We start from the raw sequence: 19,801 nt of genomic DNA, 5'->3' as shown, positions 1-19,801 counted from the left end.
AGCAAAGTAATAACTCATTTGGCCGCCTATTCACTCGCGCAAAGGTCTCAATACCTGGTTTGACAGGCCTGGTAAAGTACGATAGGGTTCTGAGTGCGCGGTTAACTGTTACGTCATTAAAAACCTGTTGGTGTCATCATCAACAGGTTTTTTTATTTAGGGTTTATTTAGGGTTTTTTTAGGGGTAGGTATGCCAGTTTTTTTTAGGCAAGCGTTACGGCCAATTTTGTCGCTGTTTGTTTCGATTGCCTTTTTGGCGACCGGATACGGCATGTTGATGACGTTTATTGGTGTGTATTTAAAGCAAGCCGGCCTTTCGGAGATGTCGATTGGGGCGATTAACTCGGCGTTTTTTTTGGGTGCGATGTTGGCGGCCATTTTTAGTCAAAAATGGATTGTTTCGGTAGGGCATGCACGGAGTTTTTCGGCTTTTTCTGCGGTGATGGTAATGGCCTTTTTAGGGCATGCTGTGTACTTTGATCCATGGTTTTGGGCGGTTTTACGCCTACTGTCGGGGTTTGCTTTTTACGCGTTGTTAATTGTGTTAGAGAGTTGGCTCAATGAAAAAAGCAGCTCTAAAGACCGTGGCCGAATTTTGGCCGTGTACACGGTGGTTTTCTTTATGGCGACGGCGTTAGGTCAGCTTATTTTGAACCTGGACGTTGAATCTTACGTGGTGTTTATTTTAGGCTCTGTTTTGGTGTTGGCTTCTTTAGTTTTAGTGGCCATTACCCGAATTACCCAACCGGTGTTAAAACCCTTTGAACGCTACAGTTTGCCCAAGGTTTTGCAGATTGCGCCCTTGGCGTTGGTGGGCAGCATCATTGGCGGTTTTTTTGTGGGTGGCTTTTACACCATGATGCCCGTGTACGTGCTGAATGTGTTTGAAACGCCGTCGGTGGTGGCGTGGTTTATGGCCATTACCATTTTAGGCGGCTTAGTGGCTCAATGGCCGGTTGGAACCTTATCGGATCGGTTTGGGCGGCGCAAATTGTTGGCTTGGTCGGGTTTGTTTAGTTTTGTTTTATGTTTGCTTATGGTGCTGTTAGCGTCGCAAACTTGGGTGTTTTATCTTTTGGGGTTTTTATTGGGTATGAGCTTGTTTAGCATTTATCCACTGAGTGTGGCTCGTGCTAACGATGAGCTGGACGAAACCAAAGACCTGCTTGAAATCAGTCGCAGTTTGCTGTTTGCTTATGGAATAGGCTCATTTTTGGCGCCGTTGATATTGGGTGCGGTATTGGGCGTGTCTTCAGATCTGTTTTTTGGTGTTTTGGCCTTAGCCGCACTGATATTGGGCGGGTATGCCTTAACCGCAGAGCGGATTGCCAATGAAGATTTAAGTGTGTTTGTGGCCGTGCCGGCCGCCTCGGGCGCGGCGATAGCACAGATGGATCCACGACAAGATGAAGCGTGGGTTAAAGACCATAAACCGGATTTTCCTCAACCTGAGGACACCGCCTTTAACGCCGAACAAAGTACCGTAACAGCGGCAGAAACCGCGCGGACTGCGCAAGATTTAAATAAGTCTTGAATGAATTGTGGCTCTGCTTTGGTCGGCGCAGTTTAGAGTATGTGTTTGGTTTGATCGAGTAAATTGTTGATGCAAACGCGATTACGTCCGTCTTGTTTGGCGGCGTATAACGAATGGTCGGCGGCTTTAAACAGCGTGTGATAGTTGAGCACAACCTCGTCTGCGGTTTGATTTAGGTTTTTAAGCAGCTCAACCAGTTGCACCGCCATTTTCTTATCGTGGCTGGCCAAGCCAATGGTGCAGGTCACGCCAATGCCCAGTGGCTCGGCGGCCGCGACTTGTTCGCGAATGCTTTGTGCGCGCTGCAGTGCGTCCTGATGATTTAAGCCTTTAATGAGCACAATAAATTCATCGCCACCGTATCGGGCAATCACGTCATGCGATTGGGCGTTATTTTTTAAGATTGAGGCCACGGTTTTAAGCACGGTATCGCCGGCCAGGTGTCCCATCATGTCATTAATCTGTTTAAAGTAATCAATGTCTAACAACATCAATGAGATGCTTTGGTTTTTAAGCAGCGCCGACTCGACTAACTTTGCGCCAAAATCGTCTAAAAACCGACGATTATTGACTCCGGTCAGCGAGTCTATATTCACTTTTTGGTCTAATGCGGTTTGGGCACGCAATAACTCATCGCGGGCACGTTTGCTCATGATGAGATTAATGGCGCGCGCCAAAAAGTCGGTTTCGTGAAACGGTTTGGCAATAAAGTCGCCCGCACCGTGTTTAAGCACATACACCTGGCGCAACAAATCGTTCCAACCTGATACCGCTAAAATGGGAATGTCGCGGATTTTTTCATTGCCTTGGCGAATAAGGTTAATCAGACCAATGCCGCTTACCTGGCCTTCGAGCACCAAATCGGTCACCACCAAATCAAACGGTATTTTACTGTTGTCTAACAGCGCGGCGGCTTCTTCACCGCTTTTAACGTGTACCACGTCCCAGCCGGCCGATTTCATCATGTGGCTGGTGTAATCGGCGGTGCTTTGGGTGTCTTCAACATAAAGAATGCGCGCTGAAATATTAAGGGTGGCGTACAGCATTAAGCTGTGCAGCGCGCGTTTTAGAGTAGGAAAATCCGATTTTATAAACACCTCGGTAAAGCCTGCATCGTAGGCTTGGCGTTTAAAGTCGGGTGCGTTGTTTGAGGTGAGTAAAAATTTAGGGATATTGCTTAAAATGGTGTTGAGTTTAAGGACTTTAAGAAACTTAAAGCTGTCCATATCGCCCAGCTCATGGGCAACGCAAATGGCACTGGGTTTATTCTTTTTTAAAAAAGCCAAGCCTTCACTGCCACTGCTGGCCTCGGCAATTTGAGTCTCTTCACTGCTTAACGTCTGTTTGACAACGTGACGATAACTAACGGATGGGTCAACAATGAGAATATTCATAAGTGGGTTAAGGGCTTTAAAAAAAGGTTATATTAAAACCAAACCCCGTTATCAACAAGCACGTTATTGTAATTAATGGGTTTTTAGTTTTAACCAGGCCTGGTCGGTTCAGCTCTAGGTACCTCTAGCACACCAATTTAGCACACACCAAATTAGGTCATTGCGGGCTTGACCCGCAATCTGTTACGGCGCATGTGATGAATGCCGTGTCGTAGCACGGCATGACATAAAACGTAACATAACCAGGCCTGGTCAAAAGGGTTTTAACGTTTGAATGTTTAAGACTTGTAGGTTTTTACGTTTTTATAAATATTTTTTGTCGATGTCTTTATACTGTCGACATATAGACAAAACATGTCGATAAATCGATAAAATTTAAATATTTAATGCAAGGCTAGGCTATGAATTGGAATCCAATTAAAGCATACAATGCGATACCGTTACTGCCCCCCAATAAAGAACTGGAAACAAAAGCGATTTTAAAGGCTTGTATTTTGGCAAGAGCCGCTCTAGCAGAATTGAACCAATCGGCTAAACTGATTCCTAATCAGACGATTTTGATTAACACGTTGCCTTTGCTTGAGGCGCAGTCTTCGTCTGAGATTGAAAATATTGTTACAACAATGGATAAGCTTTTTCAATATGTGCAACAAGGACAGGATGCAGATCCGGCCACAAAAGAAGCTCTACGCTATAAAACTGCGTTATTTACCGGCGTTCAAAAGCTGGTAGAAAAACCACTCAATACCAATACTTGTATTGCGATTTGCAGTCAAATAAAAGGGCACGAGATGTCGATTCGTAAAGTGCCGGGCACGGCGTTAGCGAGTGACAAAACGGGTCAAGTCATTTATACCCCGCCAGAGGGGGAAGCGGTTATACGATCGTTGTTAAGTAATTGGGAACAATTTATTCATAATCAGCAAGATTGGGATCCCCTGATTAAAATGGCGGTTGCCCACTATCAATTTGAAGCGATTCACCCCTTTGCCGATGGTAACGGCCGCACAGGCCGAGTAATCAATAGCTTGTATTTAATTCAAGAACAATTACTAGGCTTGCCGATACTTTATTTGAGTCGGTATATTATTCAAAACAAGTCAGAGTATTACAGTTTGCTGTTAAATGTAACGCGAAACCAGGCCTGGGAAGATTGGATTATTTATATGCTCAAAGGGGTTGAGCAAACATCACAATGGACGACCAAGAAAATTTTAGCCATTACGCAATTGGCCGAGCATACGCGTACCTACATTAAGCAAATGAGGCCTAAAATATACAGCTATGAATTGGTTGATGTGATATTTGAACAACCCTATTGTCGAATCAGTAATCTAATGGATAAAGACATTGCCAAGCGCCAAACCGCTTCAGTTTATCTAAAACAGCTTTGCGAAATTGGCGTATTGCAAGAGCAGGAAGTCGGCAGAGAAAAGCTGTTTATTCACATTAAGCTGATGGCGTTGTTAACCCAAAATGACAATGATTTTAAAGCGTATTAAATTGATACTGCGCGTTTATTAAGCATTGCACCTAGCCCAAAACATTCGGGCTAGCTTAAACCCAATTTGGTCATTGCGGACTTGATCCGCAATCTGTTACGACGCATGTGATGGATGCCGTGTCGTAGCACGGCATAAAACGTAACATAACCAGGCCTGGTCAAAAGGACTTTAACGTTTGAATGTTTAAGACTTATCGGTTTGTGTGTGGGCGTGCAGTTCGGTGCGTCTGATTTTTTCTTGGCGGTACATTACGTAGCCGGCGAGGGCGACGGCGAGGCTTACAAACACCACAATAAGCGTGGCGAGGGCGTTGATTTGTGGGCTAACCCCCATGCGCACGCTGGAGTAAACCACCATGGGCAGTGTGGTGGCTCCGGGGCCCGAAACAAAGCTGGCCACCACTAAATCGTCGAGGGATAGGGTAAAGGCCAAGAGCCAGCCGGCCATTAGTGCGGGGGCGATGATGGGCAAGGTGATGGCAAAAAACACTTTTAAGGGTTTGGCGCCTAAGTCCATGGCGGCTTCTTCTAAACTTTGGTCTAAATGGGCAATGCGCGAGCGCACCACAATGGTCACGTACGCCATGGCAAAGGTCATGTGCGCCAAAATAATGGTGGTTTGCCCTCGGCCATCTGGCCAGCCTAATAGGTCGTCCATGGCCACAAACAGCAGCAACAGTGATAAGCCTAAAATCACTTCGGGCATGACCAAGGGGGCGGCCACCATAATTTCGAGCATGCTGCGGCCTTTAAAGCGTCTAAAGCGCACCAAGGCCAGTGCGGCTAGTGTGCCCAGCACCACGGCAAAACTGGCGCTGATGGCGGCGATTTTTATGCTTAGCCAAGCGGCGTCTAAAATTTGCTGATTTTGCAGCAGCTCACCATACCATTTGGTGCTCCAGCCGCCCCAAACCGTCACCAAACGACTTTCGTTAAACGAATAGACAATTAAACTCAAAATAGGGCCGTACAAAAATGCATAGCCAAACACCAATATGGTCATGAGCAAAGGAAAGCGACTTTTCATTAACGATTCTCCTCTTGGCGGCGTTCGTAATGTTGCCACAAAATAAAGGGAATAATCAGCAGGCTCAATAACACCACCGCAAGCGCCGAGGCGACGGGCCAGTCTTTGTTGCTAAAAAATTCGGTCCACATCAGTTTGCCTATCATTAGGGTGTTGGGGCCGCCCAGTAAATCGGGAATCACAAACTCACCCATCACCGGTATAAATACCAGCATCGCCCCCGCAATCACGCCCGGCATGGACAGCGGCAGGGTAATGGTTAAAAACTGTTTCCAGGGTTTACAGCCCAAGTCGGCGGCGGCTTCTAAGAGCGAATCGTCCATGCGCACCAAGGTGGCGTACAGCGGTAAAATCACAAACGGCAGGTACGAATAAATAATGCCCACGTACACCGCAATGGGGGTGTAGAGCATTTCGATGGGTTGGTCGGTTACCCCTAGCCACATTAGGGCGTTGTTAATAAGACCGTTGTTTTTAAGAATGCCAATCCAGGCGTACACCCTAATTAAAAACGACGTCCAAAAAGGCAAAATAATCAGCATTAACAGTGGCAAACGCCATTGTTGTGGGGCTTTGGCAATGGCGTACGCCATGGGGTAGCCAATGATTAACGCAATCAGGGTCGAAATACTGGCGATGGTCAACGAGTTTAGAATGGCATGGCCATACAATGGGTCTTCAAACAACAGCAGGTAGTTGCTAAAGTTAAGCACAATGGTGACTAGGCCATCTTCGACTTGCCGCACAAACGGCAAATACGGCGGTTGCATTAAGGCCGCTTCGGACAAGCTGAGTTTAATCACAAAAATAAACGGCACTAAAAACAGCAACGTCAGCCACAACCACGGCACACCAATCACGGTGGTTTTGCCCCAGTTGACTGTTTTTAAACGCGCAATTATGGGTGAAAAGTTCACAATCTTTACCCCATTATTCAATTAATAAACCGCACGAATCGGCTTGCCAGGTTAGGCAAACGTGCTCTTCCCAGTTTAGCGGCAGTTCGGCCAGGGCTTGCACGTTGGATTGGGTAAACTGCACCCGCTTGCCGGTGGGCAAATCGACGTGGTAAATAGACACATCGCCCAAATAGGCAATCTCTTTAATTACGCCCGCCAGTTGATTGGGTTGTTGACTGGTGTGCGCAATGACCCGAATTTTTTCGGGGCGAACCGCCACCGTCACGTCCATGCCAGCCACCAAAGGCTGCGAATGGCGTACCAATAATTGGCCGCCAATGTCGTCCGATTCGATTAACACCTGGTCGCCGAGTTGTGAAATGACCGTGCCTTCAAACAGGTTAATCGAGCCAATAAAACTGGCCGAATAGCGATTGGACGGGTATTCGTACATGCGCCGTGGTGTATCGACTTGCGCCACCCGGCCGTCGCGCATTAGGGCAATGCGCGACGACATGGTCATGGCTTCTTCTTGGTCGTGGGTGACCACAATAAAGGTAATGCCCAGACGTTCTTGAATGTTGACCAGTTCAAACTGCGTCTGTTCGCGCAGTTTTTTGTCCAGTGCGCCAAGGGGTTCGTCTAGCAATAAAATTTTTGGGTGTTTGGCCAGCGAGCGCGCTAAGGCAACGCGTTGCTTTTGCCCACCCGACAGTTGATGGGGTTTGCGATTGGCGAGTTTTTCAATTTGCACTAAATGCATCATTTCGGCCACTCGCTCGGTGCGCTCGGCTTTGGGCATGTGCTCTTGTTTTAAGCCAAACGCAATGTTGTCGGCCACGCTCATGTGCGGAAACAGCGCGTAGGATTGCAACATAATGTTTAACGGCCGTTGATACGGCGGCAAGTCGGTTACGTCTTGACCGTCTAAATAGATTCGCCCAGAAGTAGGTAAGTCAAACCCCGCCAACATACGCAATAAAGTGGTTTTACCGCAACCCGATGCGCCCAGCAGTGAAAAAAACTCCCCTTGGTAAATTTTTAAACTCACGTCGTCCACCGCGTACACGTCGCCAAAGGTTTTGGTGACCTTGTCAATGTGCACAATCGGTTCACTTTCGAGTGTGTTGATGTTGGCAAAGGGTTGTTGAGAATCGTGCATGGCAAAACCTTGATGTGGGGTCTTAAATAAAAATCGCAGAGTTTAAAAAAGCAGCGCTAAAACAAGCAACGCTAAAACAAGATCACCTGGCCTGGTCAATTTAAATTTTAAACTGACCAGGCCTGGTGTGTTTTTGATGCGTTGTAACAGGCGTTATGTTGAAATTACTGACCGGTTTTAACGCGAGTCCAAGCGCGGTTCATGTCGCGGGCTTGTTTTTCAGACGGATTTTTTAACACCATAAAATGTTTACGCGTCGCTTCAGGTGGGTAAATACCTGGGTCATTGCGCACGGCTTCGTCCACCAAGGGCGTCGCTTTAGCGTTGGCGTTGGCGTAGGCCACGTAGTTTGAAATGTTGGCAATCACTTCAGGCTGCAGTAAAAAGTTAATAAACTGATGCGCGGCTTTTGGGTTGGGCGCATCAGCCGGAATCACCATAACGTCGGTCCACACCACGGCGCCTTCAGACGGCACAAAATAGGCGACTTCGACGCCATTTTTGGCTTCGGCCGCGCGGTCACGGGCTTGCAAAATGTCGCCCGAATAACCGTGTGCCACACACAAATCACCGTTGGCTAGGTCGTTAATGTATTGCGATGAGTGAAAATAACGAATGTTTTTACGTACAGCGTTAATGGTGTTGGCGGCGCTTTCGACCGATTTTTTGCTAAAGTCGTCGGTGGCCTCGCCTTTGTAAGCGTGCGCGGCGGCCAATACTTCGGTGGCATCGTCCATTAATGACACGCCACAACTGGCTAATTTGGCCGAAGTTTCTGGATCAAAAAACAGTTTCCAGGTGTCTAACGGTGCGTCATTGCCCAAAATAGCTTTGACTTTGGCAACGTTAACGCCCACACCCGTGGTGCCCCACATGTACGGTACGGCGTAGGCGTTGTTGGGGTCAATGTCGCTTAACGATTGCATAATGACTGGGTCAAGATTGCCTAGGTTTGGCAAAAGGCTTTTGTCAATTTTTTGATAAATACCGGCTTTTAAATGACGTTCAACAAACGGACGCGCGGTAGGAAACACCAAGTCGTAACCGCTTTTACCCGCCAACAGTTTGGCCTCTAACACTTCGTTTGAGTCGTATACATCGTAGACCACTTTAATGCCGGTTTGCGCTTCAAATTTTGCCAAGGTGTCTTCGGCAATGTAGTCTGACCAGTTATACACATGCAAAGTTTCTTGCGCGTGCGCGCTTAATGTAACGCTTAAGCCTAAAACGGCCACAATGGTTTTTAAAGGGGATAGCCAGGTTTTCATGGGATGTTCACTCCAAAAGAAAAAATAGTTGATGGGCAGGCCACGTTGCCGTCCGTTTGCGTAAACTTTTTGTTGAATGCGAACTTTATACAAAATCCTAAAAAAACAAAAGCCTTAATGCCTAGAATGTTAAAAAAACGCTTAAAAATGGTTTAAGTGTGAAGTTTTAAACTACTTTTAACAAAAGATTTTAAGCGCCTTAAGAGGCGAGTTTAAAGTGTAATCCCATCGCCTCAACTACCTTAAACACCGTTTCAAATCTAGGATGTTTGCCTGTGCCAAATGATTTATACAAGCTTTGATACCCTAAGCCAGTTTTTTCTGATAAAGCTTTCATGCCACTTGAACGTGTCACAACCGCTAGGGCGTCAATAAAAAAGCTGGATCATTTTCATCCAGGGCGGCTTGCAAATACGCCTTTATGTCTTCAGGAGTATTAAGGTAATCACTTACAGTAAACGTATCATGGGTTAATTGTGTCATGTTTTAACCATCCTTTTATTTTATCAATATCGCTTGATTGATTAGGCTTTGAGCCAGCAATCATCAATAATATCCACTCATTATTTGCTTGTTTATAGTAAACGCGCCAACCTTTTCCCACGTCAATTCGCAGTTCATATAGTTGGCCTTCAATGTGTTTAAAACCCCCACGATTGCCTTGTTCTAATCGTCTTAGCCGGGTTAAGTTCTGGCCTTGGCAATAGGGTCTTTAATAGCCGTTAGGCTTTCATCAAAAGGATAATGGTCGTTAAGTTTAAAATTTTTAATAATCATTATTTATCCATCTGGATAATATAGGCGTTAAGTATGCAGAATGCAAGCTTGGTTTGAGTGTTAATTTTCTGATGCGGTAAATCTAAGAGTAAGCCCCAGCTTGGCCTTTTGTAAGCGTTGCAGTGCCTCGTTTAAGGTGGCGGTGGGTACGGCGATGTTTAAGCGCATAAAGCCTTGGCCCGATTCGTGCCCAAAGGTTTGGCCGTCGTTTAAGCCTAGTTTGGCGTGTTGTACCAGCCAATTTTTTAAGGCGCTTTGCTCGTTAAACAGCGCGCTAAAATCCAGCCAAATTAAAAAAGACGCTTCGGGACGCATGACGTTAACAGTGGGAAAATGTTCGGCAAAAAACGCGATGACTTGGTTAATGTTGTTGGCAAACTCGCTCAGTCGTTGTTGTTTCCACGTGAAACCTTGCGCGCTGTAGGCCGCTTGCAGCGCCACGTACGCAAAGACATTTAAATTGTTAATGGCATTGCCTTGCGTCACTTGGCTGTAAGCGGCTTTGTGTTGCGGGTTAGCTAATAGCGCATAACCTATGTGCAAACCGCCCAGGTTAAAGGTTTTGCCCGGCGAGTTTAGGGTGACGGTATTGGCGGCTATGGCGGGTGACAAGCTGGCCATGGGAATGTGGGTGTGGCCAGGGTAGAGCAGGTCGGAATGAATTTCGTCTGACACCACTAACACTTTGTGACGTAAGCAGATGGCGGCAATGCGTTCAAGCTCGTCTTTAAGCCACACTCGCCCCGATGGATTTTGCGGATGGCAAAATAAAAATAATTTGACGTTTTGTTGAACAATGGTTTGTTCAAACTCTTCAAAATCAATGTGATAGCGTGGTTGTGGCGAATGGCTTAACACCAGTGGCACGCTGACCAAGCGGCGTTGATGCACAATGGGTGCTTGTAAAAAAGGCGGATAAACCGGTGTTTGCACCAACACCGCATCACCAGGCCTGGTAAAGGCTTGCACCGCCATGTAAAACCCATTGGCGACATTATGGGTAAACACAATGTGCGCTTGGGTGATGTGGTAATGGTGACGCGCTTGCCAATCAATAATGGCTTGGTAAACCTGTGCTGACGCGGAGGTGTAGCCTAAAATGGGGTGCTCTAAACGGCTTTTAAGCGCGTCGATGACAAACGCCGGGGTGCACAAATCTTGATCGGCCACCCACATGGGCAATACATCTTCTGTACCAAATAGGCTGTGCGCTAAGGTGTATTTTTCAGCGTCTGTGCCGTGGCGATTAATCACGTCAGCCGACTTGCTTAAAGCCGGCTTTACCATGTGGTTGGATGAGTCAATGTCTGTCATATTGGGGTTTACGCACCTTGGTTCAAAGTTGGCTCAAGCTTGGTTTAAGGTTGGATAGTCGGTGTAACCCTCAGCGCCGCCGCCATAAAACGTAGCCGGATTGGGAGTGTTTAATGGCGCGTGAACCTTAAAGCGTTCTACCAAATCAGGGTTGGCGATGTACAACCGACCAAAGCCAATGGCATCGGCCACACCAGCGGTAATGGCTTGTTGAGCGTCTTGGGCGCTGTAGTTGCCGCAAAAAATAAGCCCACCTTTAAAGGCTTGACGAATTTGCATTCTAAACGCATCGGTTAGCTCAGCACCGCCGGCCCAATCGGGTTCGGCAATGTGCAAATAGGCCACGCCGCGCGCTTGCAAAGCCTGGGCTAAATATAGCGTGCAGGCTTCTGATTCGGTGTCGGCCATATCGTGCGCCACAAAGTTGGGTGACAGACGCATTCCCACTTTATCGGCACCTACTACGTCAATCACCGCCTCTAAAATCTCTAAGGTTAAGCGAGCGCGATTTTCTAAGCTCCCGCCATACGCATCGGTGCGTTGATTGGTGTGCGTGGCCAAAAATTGATGCAATAAATAACCATTGGCCGCATGCACTTCAAAAAAGTCAAACCCAGCGCGTAAGCCACGTTGTGCCGCTTGACGAAATTGTTCAACAATACCCGGTATTTCATCCACGGCCAGTGCGCGCGGCATAGAACACGGAGCGCTTTCGGGCGTGCCATCGGGGTGAATCACAAAGCAGGTAGAATTAACCGCCTGAATGGCCGACGGTGCCACGGGCGCTTGGCCGTTTTCTTGCAATAGAGTATGCGAAATACGTCCCACATGCCACAACTGCAACGACAATTTGCCGCCATGCGCGTGCACGGCTTGCACAATGTTTTTCCAGCCAGCTTCTTGCGCGTCGGTGTACATGCCAGGGGTTAACGCATACCCCTTGCCTTGCTGGGATACATGAGTCGCCTCGGTCACAATCAACCCAGCTGAAGCACGCTGCGTGTAATAAGTAACATTTAAATCATGCGGTACATCACCAGGTTGCGCGGCGCGTGACCGAGTTAGCGGCGCCATAATAACGCGATTGCTTAGGGTTTGTTGACCAATAACCAGCGAAGTAAACAGAGCACTCATAATGAATTCCTTAGGGTTTGTGAACGGTGGGATAGATAAATAATTGTACACAGATTATACACCAAGGGAGGTTTTATCAAATTCTTTGGGCATTTAAAGGGTTTTTAAAGGGTTTTTACGTGTTATTTCCATGTTATTTAAACATTGGGATTTTCTGTTGCGGGCTCCCCAAGTGGAAGGCCAGCAACACCTTTAAGTGTATGAATCTATTCAAAATTTATAATCACAGAAGTTTACAGCGGCCTCAATGGCATCTTCAGAGCCAGTTAATTGAAAAAGTCCTTCTTTCATATTATGACCAGGTATAAGTGGTAGTATCCTGAATTTTAATTCCTTACCTATTTTTACTTGCTGAAATTGTTCATCTTTAAGGTCAAATTGAACAATATTGTAAGAAGAGGCTTCTGCATCAACTGTTATTAAGTTTCCATCATCAATTTTAATGTTGACCACAGATTTTGAACCTGGCGCTGTAAAAGGTTTACCCCTTACAGCTAAAGAGGCACTAATTTTTTCTTTTGTACACATCAGGCCAAAAATTGCGACGTCATTTCTAACGGATGCATGAGATCGTTTTTCACCATCCAAAAAATCTGCTTTATATTGCACAGTCCACTGACCAAATTTATCAGTGGTATCAATCAGTGTATTGTTAATGATTTCAATAGCTTCTTTATTTGGTTTATATTCTGGGAATACTAAAGTAACAAGCTTGGTTTCTAAAGCATTAAGATTTAAAGATGGAATGCTATTTTGAATCTTGATTTTTTCATCAGATTGATTTTCAAGTCCTTTTGCATATTCCATTAAAGCTTTTACGGGTCTAAGATTAGCCGAGTTATTCTCTTGGATAGCTTTGATCGTGTTATTTACAATGATCGTTCTGTATTTAGGGTCAAGTAAATAAGGAAAAGGCTCAAATGGATTGTCATTAAGTGTAAATTTTATTCTTCCATCCTTTAATCGCTCAATAATAGTTATTTGCATTTTAGATAATAGGTTGTTATAAAAAAAATCACTAATAAGGTTGTTTTTTCTTGCACGTTCTATTGGTGTTTTAGCGGCATCAGCGGTGTATATGCCAGTAATGTCCGATATGAGATTGTTTAAATAAAATTCATAACATTTCTGTGCTTCCGGGATTCTTTCAAACAGGTTTGATACGCTCTCTTTACCAAGTGGGTCTTGTAAAGCCTGATTTATCTCGCTACCTGCGCTTGCACATTTTCCTTCGTTGGTTTGCGCCTCTGCAAACTCTATATGTGTTGGGTAGGAGCTAAAACAACCTGATAGAAAAAACGATAATAAAAAGATGTAAAGTATGTTGTGTTTCATTTAAACGTGATCCTTGAAAAGCGAAGAAAAGAGACTTGCAACCCTTACCCATGAAAAATTAAGATTAGTTTTGAAACCAATTCTTCAGAAGTTGTTTGATTTTATTGCCCAGAATGGTTTATGTTCGCAGTTTACTGTGGCAATAAAATTGTTTAAGCAAAATAACACAAAAAGCGCGATGGATCTGCGAATTTTCACTTATTTTTGGTAGTTTGTGAGTCTGTCTTTGCTGGATGAACAGGCTTAAAACGCATCTTTTAAAACCTCGTCAATGGTTTTGGGTAGGGGGGCGTGCGTGGCGGAGCTTGGATTTTGGGTAAGCTCGTAGAGCCGCTTTAAATCGTCAAGCGATTGCCAAAGTAGCAGTAATTGACGCAATGAAATTTGGCCAGTGAGCTCAAATTTTTTAATGGTCGAGGCCGGAACCGTGCTTTGTTTAGCCAGTGCGTCGCGCGATAATTTGGCGGCTTCGCGCAAGCGGCGTAAATGCGCTGCAAACGACTGCATAACATCGGTATCATCCAGTAAAAGAAAGCGCACCATACATCACCTTTTTAATATTTTTGGCTACAGCGGTGTCTATTATATCCAAAAATCCCCAGATTTAGACATTACTGTATCCAATTATTCATCACCAGGCCTGGTCAAAAAAGTTTAGTTTTCGTCGTCAAAATAGTCTTCGTCAAGGTAGTCGTCTTCGTCGTCATTTTGCTGGGAGGCGGCTTTTTTAGGGGGCACGCTTTTTTCTTTAAAGGCGGGCTTGGCTAAGATTTCTAAATAAAACGCCGCCATTTGGGTTTGTTCGGCTTGGTTGATGTGCTGGTCAATGTCCGACACGGCAATCACTTCGCTGCTGGCTTGATCGGCACCAAAGCGGCAGTCAAAGTCCCAATAGTTAAAGGTTTTGGGTAGGGCTTTAGCGCGTTCGCGTTTTAAGTATTTGCGCACATCATGCTTAATGGCTTCGACCAAACGGGCAGTGGGAACTTTTTCAGATGTTAGGGTAAAGGTTTTTTTCATGGGATTCTCGATAAAAGTTTAATTAGGGTCTGTTGATTACTCACCACAGCGGCGCACCGTTGGCATCCAAATAGGTTAAGTACGCACGCACTTCAAATTCCATTTGGTGGTAGTTGGGTTGCATGTGTTGGCACAGTTGGTAAAACGCTTTGTTGTGGTCGTGTTCTTTAGAGTGAGCCAGTTCGTGCACCACAATCATGCGCAGAAATTCATCGGGCATGTCTTTAAACACGGTCGCCACTCTAATTTCGCGTTTGGCCAACAGCGTGTGGCCGTGGGCGCGCGATACGCTGGTGTGCGTGCCCAATGCGCTGTGGGTAATGTGCAGCTTGCTGTCAAACGCCACCTTATTAAGCGTGCCTACCTTACGTAAAAATTGGTTTTTAATGTCCATAACGTAATCGTACAGCGCGCGATCGGTGCGCACGGCGTGCGCTTTGGGGTATTTTGTTAACAGCACTTTGGCCAGTTTTTGCTCGGCGATAAGCTCGGCAATTTGCAGGCTAAGTGCGGGCGCATAACCGGCTAAATAGTTGGGCGCGGCTTTGGGTTTCATGGCGTGTCGACGCTTTTTGGTGTAAACGTCTTATTCAGCAATCACCCAGCCGTCCGAACCTTTAATCATATGCACAGTGCGGGCGGTGGTTTTTAGGCCAGCAAACGGCGTATTGACTTCGGTTTCGATATTGCAGTTTACGCCCAGCTTAGCGTCGTCGGGCTGGCAGGCTAAAATTTTGACCGATTTAATTTCTACCTTGGCCATCGCTTGGCTCATGGCTTCACCGCCGGGCATGCTTTTGGCTTGCTCCATGGCTTGTGTCATGCCGTTTTTAATGGCGTTTTCAATGTCTGTGGCGGTGGGAGTGTTGTTAGAGCAACCGCTTAACACGGCGCCAGCGGTTAAGGCGCTGGTGAGTAACAGTGAGGTGAATAAACGCATGATGCTTTTCCTATGGTGTTGTATGAGGTGTATGGGGTGTGAGTGAGACAAAGTGATGAATCAAAGTCTCGTTAAGGCTTAAAAACACAAAACCCCAGTTTAAAACTGGGGTTTTGTTGTTTTACAGCGTTAAGCACTTAGAGATGCACTAAATATAAACGTGTGTTTAGCCTTATGCGCGCTTACGGAACTCGCCAGTACGCGTGTCGATTTCGATTTTTTCGCCGATTTCGATAAACGCAGCCACTTGCAGTTCAAACCCACTGCTTAAGGTGGCGTTTTTCATCACTTTGCCTGACGTGTCGCCACGCGCGGCAGGTTCGGTGTAAGTTACTTCACGAACGATGATGCTGGGCATTTCAATAGAAATAGGCTTGCCTTCGTAAAAAGTTACTTCGCACACGTCGCTCATACCGTCTTCTAGATAGTTAACCGCATCGCCTAGGTTGTCTTTTTCAATTTCGTATTGGTTGTATTCTTCGTCCATAAACACAAACAATGGATCGGCAAAATAGCTGTAGGTACACGATTTTTTGTCTAATACAATTTGTTCAAACTTGTCATCGGCTTTGTAAACTTGCTCGCTGGCGCTGTCGTTTAACAAGTTTTTCATTTTCATTTTAACCACGGCAGAGTTACGGCCTGATTTGTTAAATTCGGCTTTTAAAATAACCATTGGGTCATTGCCAATCATAATCACGTTACCAACGCGAAACTCTTGTGCTGTCTTCATCATAGCGAGAATATCCTATTTCTTGAGTTGCTAAAAAAATTTTGCTGATTATACATTGCTTTAGCGCTTGCTTTGCACCATTTTGACAAGATTTGCCGTGAGTTCGCCCAAATTGTCTAAATAACTCACCCAGGCCGCCGAATGTTGCGTAAGCGTTGGCCAGGCCTGCCTAAAGGCAGACCACGAAGCCGATTCAATCGTTTGGTGATTCCACTGCTGCATAAACTCGACTAACGCCGTGCGTGCCGTTGGGTTAAGCGTTTGGGTGTAGAGCTCTAAAAAGGCGGCTAATTTGTCAAAATGCGCCAAGTCGTCGGTGGGGTAAATATGCCAAATAAACGGTTTGGCCGCCCATTGCGCGCGCACCATCGACTCTTCGCCGCGCACAAAATTAAGGTCGCACAACCACAACAGTTTGTCGTATTCGCTTTGCGGTAAAAACGCCAAAACATGCAGGGTAAGTTGGCCTGTTACCACGGTTTGCCCGGCGTGCAATGGTTGATCAAAATACGCCTGCGCCAGCGGCAGGAACTGGCCTTGCGGCAAATAGACTTGCACCGGTTCTGAGCCGGTTGCCCATAAGGTAAACAGCGCGGTTAACGCACTGTTTTGGTAGGCAAACAGCGATATTTTAAAGTGGTTTTTTAACGGTAAAGGCACGTTAAAAGCCTTACACCAGGCCTGGTAAGTGTCTTGTTGATTTATAAACGCATCGCGCAGGCTCAGCAGATTGGTTTCGCGCATTAAGCCGCCGGCGTGGGGCAAAACGCTGGGAAAAAAGAAATATTTATCCATTCCATTGGCTTGTTTGGATGGCAAACCGTGCACGCCCGCCACCCAGGGTTCGGCGCTAAAGTATTCTAGGTTAATCCAAATGGGTTGGGGTTGAGTGTGTTGCATGGCCAGCACGTAGGGTGCGGGCAAATCACAGCCAAACGCCTCAATCACCACATGGGGCAGTTGCGGTTGGGCAAAATGCTGTTGCGAAAACGAGTGCGGCTGGTCAGACCAAATGCAGACTTGAATGTTTTGCACCCATTGCTGGTTTAAAGCGGCATTAACACTGGGGTGCAACGCCGTCAGCGCAGCGGGTTGATCCACCCACAACCGCACGGTTTGTCCATAATGGTTTTGCAAAATGTGCGCCAAACGCCAGCACACGCCAATGTCGCCAAAGTTATCAATAACCCGACAAAAAATATCCCATTGCAAGGGCGGTGTATTAGGGTTCATTACCGCGCTCCTGGGCAGTGTGCCGGGGCTAAGTGTTGCCGCGCCGAATCAATCAGCACCGCTTGCAACGCCGACCGACCCAATAACATCGGCGTGCTAAACGCCTGACGATTCACCAAATTAACCGGCACGGTTTGCAACTGCGAGCCTAGGCAGACGCTGAGCGCAATCACAGGGCGTTCGGTGTCGGGTTGGGCTGCAATATTTGGTTTAGCTTTAATGTGCGTCATACGCAACAGCGGCTGTTGGTGCACGGTGTTGTTTAGTGTGGTAAAGCGCACCCAGGCCTGGTCATTTTGTGTAAACAAAGTAATGTCGGTGGCGTGCAAAGACGAATGATCGGCGCCGCTGTCAATTTTGGCGCTAAGACGCAGGGTAAGGTGCGGCAAATCCACCGTTTCTATCCAGCCAATCACCGGTTTTTGCACGGTGTTATCCACCGAACTCGCCCAAGCATTTGCGGCCAACAGCAGCAAAATAATTGTTTTAAAACCAGCGGAAAAACATCGGGAAAGCATTATTGATATCTCATGGAAAGGTTAATCTGGTTACGTTCAAATGGGGTTTTCTAATTTTTAATTTTCTTAACGGCATTGACTCTGACCCCAATTATTACCCCAATTATTATTGCTGTGTATCATGCGGCCAATCGAAAAAGGTAGGCCACTTTTAATTAAGTGGTTTTGAGCCTTTAAAACAGCCAGATCAGGTAAATGTTAAGTCGGTTTTGGCGAAAAAAACTCGCTACGGTTACGGCCGTTATTTTTAGCCAGATAGAGCGCGATGTCTGCTAGTCTAATCATTTCGTCTATAAGATTTTCTGAACTGTTTGTTTGCGCAATTCCTATGCTGATAGTAACGCTTTGGTTTTGTATATGAATTTGTTGTACTTGCTCGTGTAATCTTTCGCAGAAAATTGCAGTTTGTGAGCGTTCAGAGTTGTAAAGGACAATTAAAAACTCTTCACCTCCCCATCTAGCCACAATATCAATTGATCGACATACTTTCTGCAGAATGGTTGAGAGTTTCTTTAAAATCTCATCTCCGCCGGTATGGCCAAGTTCATCGTTGATTTTTTTGAAAAAATCTACATCAATTAATAAAAAAGTAAGCGGTACAAATCGCCTTTTATTTTGTTCCATTAATTTATTTAAATCGTAAATTGCAGCTCGGCGATTTAAAAGCTGAGTCAGGGGGTCTGTTCTGGCTGCAAGTCGGAGTTTTTCAGTGAGTAATTCGAGTGTGTCACGCGTATTGATGAGCTCTTGGTAAAGCTTGTCCCTTTTTTGAGTGGCCTGTATCGCCCAGAAAAGATGGTTTTCCAATAGAGAGATATTAGCAACACATGGCACGCGTAAGCCTTGTTTATGCTTGAATGTTAGCTGAACTTCAAGACATTCCCCATGTTCTTTTAAAAGAGGTTCTATATAAGTTTCTAAAAAAATGATGCTGCCATTCGATAAGATGTCAGTAATACTCTTGGTAATGACCTCGGCAGGCGTGTAGCCTAAAAGCGTATTAGAAAATTCGTTGCTAAAACTCAGGTTGCGATTCATCTGATCCGAAATGATGAGTAAAGTCGGAAATCGGTTGTACAATGTTGTGCTAGGCGTATTTATAGACATTTAAGGGGGGCCCATAAATGTTTTTAAAGCAGATGATACTGCCTCAGGTTTGGTCATATGCAAGCAGTGGCCATGGGCTTCAATCAGTTTTAAAGTAGCGTTTGGTAAAGACTTTTGCATGTATTTTCCAATTTCTACGGCGGCTAAAGTATCGTCTGTGCTTTGCAGAATAAGACTAGGGTGATTGACTTCGGGCAGTTTTTTTCGAAAATCAGAAAAAAAGTTGCTTTAGCAAAGAATTTGGCAAAATTGGGGTCAGTTGAGCAAAAACTGTTTTCAAGTTCCTTAATCAAACGAGAGTCGTTTTTTTGCCCCATAACTAACGGAGCTAAAAAATTGGCCCAGCCAATATAGTTTTTATCCATTAAGTTAATTAACTCTTCTAAGTCTTGTTGCTCAAACCCGCCCATGTATTCGGGTGGAAAATTTAAAAAACACGGCGAAGGGCAGACCATCACCATTTTTGAAAAAAATTCAGGATTTTGTATAGCGGCTAGCATGCCTATTGTACCGCTAACTGAGTGGCCCACAAAAATAATATCTTTTAATTCAAAGGCTTGGCAAATATCTAGGACATCTTGTGCGTAACCCGCCAGTGCGTTGTAGCGGGTTTGGTCGAATGCTGTGTAATCTGATTTGCCACAGCCAACATAATCAAAAAGTACCAATTGGTACTCGTTTGCAAGTAAAGGGCTTAAGTATCGCCACATTTGTTGGTCACATCCAAAACCATGAGCCAGCATAAGTATTTGCGAGCCTTTTCCAATGAAATTTACATTATTTCTGTGTTGTATCGTTTTTTGATCAAAATAAACTGACATTGTGATGTTTCCCTCATGTTAAACAGGCGTTTTTAATTGACGAGTTAAGCTTGTTCTTAAACAATCAAGGGTAATGGTGAC

22 protein-coding genes and 1 pseudogene are annotated in these 19,801 nt (G+C 45.6%); 2 read left to right on the top strand and 21 right to left on the bottom strand.

The genetic code is table 11. The features are described 5' to 3' along the window. The first annotated feature begins 190 nt into the window (after positions 1-190). Entirely contained in the window at positions 191-1,534 is a 1,344-nt protein-coding gene (locus tag EP181_RS10780) for an MFS transporter (RefSeq protein WP_127471631.1), read from the top strand. A gap of 32 nt (positions 1,535-1,566) precedes the next feature. Here EP181_RS10780 and EP181_RS10775 read toward each other — a convergent pair whose 3' ends face one another. After that, entirely contained in the window at positions 1,567-2,928 is a 1,362-nt protein-coding gene (locus tag EP181_RS10775; protein ID WP_127471630.1) for a diguanylate cyclase, read from the bottom strand. A 401-nt stretch (positions 2,929-3,329) separates the two neighbouring features. On the opposite strand from EP181_RS10775, the gene fic reads away from it, so the two are divergent. After that, the gene (fic, locus tag EP181_RS10770) at positions 3,330-4,430 is read left to right on the top strand and encodes a protein adenylyltransferase Fic (protein ID WP_127471629.1); all 1,101 of its coding nucleotides are present in this window, start codon (positions 3,330-3,332) and stop codon (positions 4,428-4,430) included. A gap of 186 nt (positions 4,431-4,616) precedes the next feature. Here fic and EP181_RS10765 read toward each other — a convergent pair whose 3' ends face one another. From EP181_RS10765 to EP181_RS10680, 20 genes and pseudogenes are all read right to left on the bottom strand, one after another. Further along, positions 4,617-5,459, bottom strand: a complete 843-nt coding sequence (locus EP181_RS10765) for an ABC transporter permease subunit (protein ID WP_127471628.1) — start codon at positions 5,457-5,459, stop codon at positions 4,617-4,619. After that, the gene (locus tag EP181_RS10760; protein WP_232023439.1) at positions 5,459-6,376 is read right to left on the bottom strand and encodes an ABC transporter permease subunit; all 918 of its coding nucleotides are present in this window, start codon (positions 6,374-6,376) and stop codon (positions 5,459-5,461) included. Before EP181_RS10760 ends, EP181_RS10765 begins: the two co-directional genes overlap by 1 nt. A gap of 13 nt (positions 6,377-6,389) precedes the next feature. After that, on the bottom strand, positions 6,390-7,520 hold the full coding sequence (locus EP181_RS10755; RefSeq protein ID WP_127471627.1) for an ABC transporter ATP-binding protein: 1,131 nt from the start codon (positions 7,518-7,520) through the stop codon (positions 6,390-6,392). Between the two features lie 164 nt (positions 7,521-7,684). Then, complete coding sequence (locus EP181_RS10750) at positions 7,685-8,788, bottom strand: polyamine ABC transporter substrate-binding protein (RefSeq protein ID WP_127471626.1); 1,104 nt, start codon at positions 8,786-8,788, stop codon at positions 7,685-7,687. Between the two features lie 199 nt (positions 8,789-8,987). Further along, positions 8,988-9,125 carry a helix-turn-helix domain-containing protein gene (locus EP181_RS12545; RefSeq protein WP_232023438.1) on the bottom strand — a complete coding sequence of 46 codons (138 nt, stop codon included), beginning with the start codon at positions 9,123-9,125 and terminating at the stop codon, positions 8,988-8,990. A gap of 23 nt (positions 9,126-9,148) precedes the next feature. Beyond that, positions 9,149-9,271 (bottom strand): helix-turn-helix domain-containing transcriptional regulator, encoded by a 123-nt coding sequence (locus EP181_RS12745; protein WP_269471139.1) that lies wholly within the window; start codon positions 9,269-9,271, stop codon positions 9,149-9,151. Beyond that, positions 9,252-9,464: pseudogene (locus EP181_RS12925) on the bottom strand (type II toxin-antitoxin system RelE/ParE family toxin); the annotation flags it as partial. The pseudogene EP181_RS12925 and the gene EP181_RS12745, both read right to left, overlap by 20 nt. Before the next feature lie 161 nt (positions 9,465-9,625). Next, complete coding sequence (locus EP181_RS10735; RefSeq protein ID WP_232023437.1) at positions 9,626-10,879, bottom strand: PatB family C-S lyase; 1,254 nt, start codon at positions 10,877-10,879, stop codon at positions 9,626-9,628. Positions 10,880-10,912: 33 nt separating this feature from the next. Further along, positions 10,913-12,013, bottom strand: a complete 1,101-nt coding sequence (locus EP181_RS10730) for an alkene reductase (RefSeq protein WP_172959747.1) — start codon at positions 12,011-12,013, stop codon at positions 10,913-10,915. 210 nt (positions 12,014-12,223) lie between these two features. Beyond that, entirely contained in the window at positions 12,224-13,348 is a 1,125-nt protein-coding gene (locus EP181_RS10725) for a hypothetical protein (protein WP_127471625.1), read from the bottom strand. A 243-nt stretch (positions 13,349-13,591) separates the two neighbouring features. Next, positions 13,592-13,891, bottom strand: coding sequence for a helix-turn-helix domain-containing protein (locus tag EP181_RS10720; RefSeq protein WP_127471624.1), 300 nt, complete (start codon positions 13,889-13,891; stop codon positions 13,592-13,594). A gap of 111 nt (positions 13,892-14,002) precedes the next feature. Beyond that, positions 14,003-14,368, bottom strand: a complete 366-nt coding sequence (locus EP181_RS10715) for a DUF6172 family protein (RefSeq protein ID WP_197723377.1) — start codon at positions 14,366-14,368, stop codon at positions 14,003-14,005. Between the two features lie 40 nt (positions 14,369-14,408). Next, on the bottom strand, positions 14,409-14,924 hold the full coding sequence (locus EP181_RS10710) for a M48 metallopeptidase family protein (RefSeq protein WP_127471623.1): 516 nt from the start codon (positions 14,922-14,924) through the stop codon (positions 14,409-14,411). Positions 14,925-14,954: 30 nt separating this feature from the next. Further along, positions 14,955-15,308, bottom strand: a complete 354-nt coding sequence (locus EP181_RS10705) for a hypothetical protein (protein ID WP_127471622.1) — start codon at positions 15,306-15,308, stop codon at positions 14,955-14,957. A 172-nt stretch (positions 15,309-15,480) separates the two neighbouring features. Then, positions 15,481-16,044: an elongation factor P gene (gene efp, locus EP181_RS10700; RefSeq protein WP_476718456.1), complete on the bottom strand. Its 564-nt coding sequence runs from the start codon at positions 16,042-16,044 to the stop codon at positions 15,481-15,483. 57 nt (positions 16,045-16,101) lie between these two features. Continuing rightward, positions 16,102-17,274 carry an elongation factor P maturation arginine rhamnosyltransferase EarP gene (gene earP, locus EP181_RS10695; protein WP_127471621.1) on the bottom strand — a complete coding sequence of 391 codons (1,173 nt, stop codon included), beginning with the start codon at positions 17,272-17,274 and terminating at the stop codon, positions 16,102-16,104. Next, positions 17,274-17,792: an ATP-dependent zinc protease family protein gene (locus tag EP181_RS10690; protein WP_127471620.1), complete on the bottom strand. Its 519-nt coding sequence runs from the start codon at positions 17,790-17,792 to the stop codon at positions 17,274-17,276. Before EP181_RS10690 ends, earP begins: the two co-directional genes overlap by 1 nt. Positions 17,793-17,990: 198 nt before the next feature. Then, positions 17,991-18,899 (bottom strand): sensor domain-containing diguanylate cyclase, encoded by a 909-nt coding sequence (locus EP181_RS10685; RefSeq protein WP_127471619.1) that lies wholly within the window; start codon positions 18,897-18,899, stop codon positions 17,991-17,993. Continuing rightward, on the bottom strand, positions 18,900-19,031 hold the full coding sequence (locus EP181_RS12535; protein ID WP_232023589.1) for an alpha/beta fold hydrolase: 132 nt from the start codon (positions 19,029-19,031) through the stop codon (positions 18,900-18,902). Positions 19,032-19,042: 11 nt separating this feature from the next. After that, positions 19,043-19,720: an alpha/beta fold hydrolase gene (locus EP181_RS10680; RefSeq protein ID WP_232023436.1), complete on the bottom strand. Its 678-nt coding sequence runs from the start codon at positions 19,718-19,720 to the stop codon at positions 19,043-19,045. Between the last annotated feature and the right edge of the window lie 81 nt (positions 19,721-19,801).

It is taken from the genome of Thiomicrorhabdus aquaedulcis, from assembly GCF_004001325.1.
In the GTDB taxonomy this organism is placed as follows: Bacteria; Pseudomonadota; Gammaproteobacteria; order Thiomicrospirales; family Thiomicrospiraceae; genus Thiomicrorhabdus; species Thiomicrorhabdus aquaedulcis.
The sequence above is the reverse complement of the archived record's forward strand: the minus strand, read 5'-3'. Positions and strand labels throughout refer to the sequence as shown.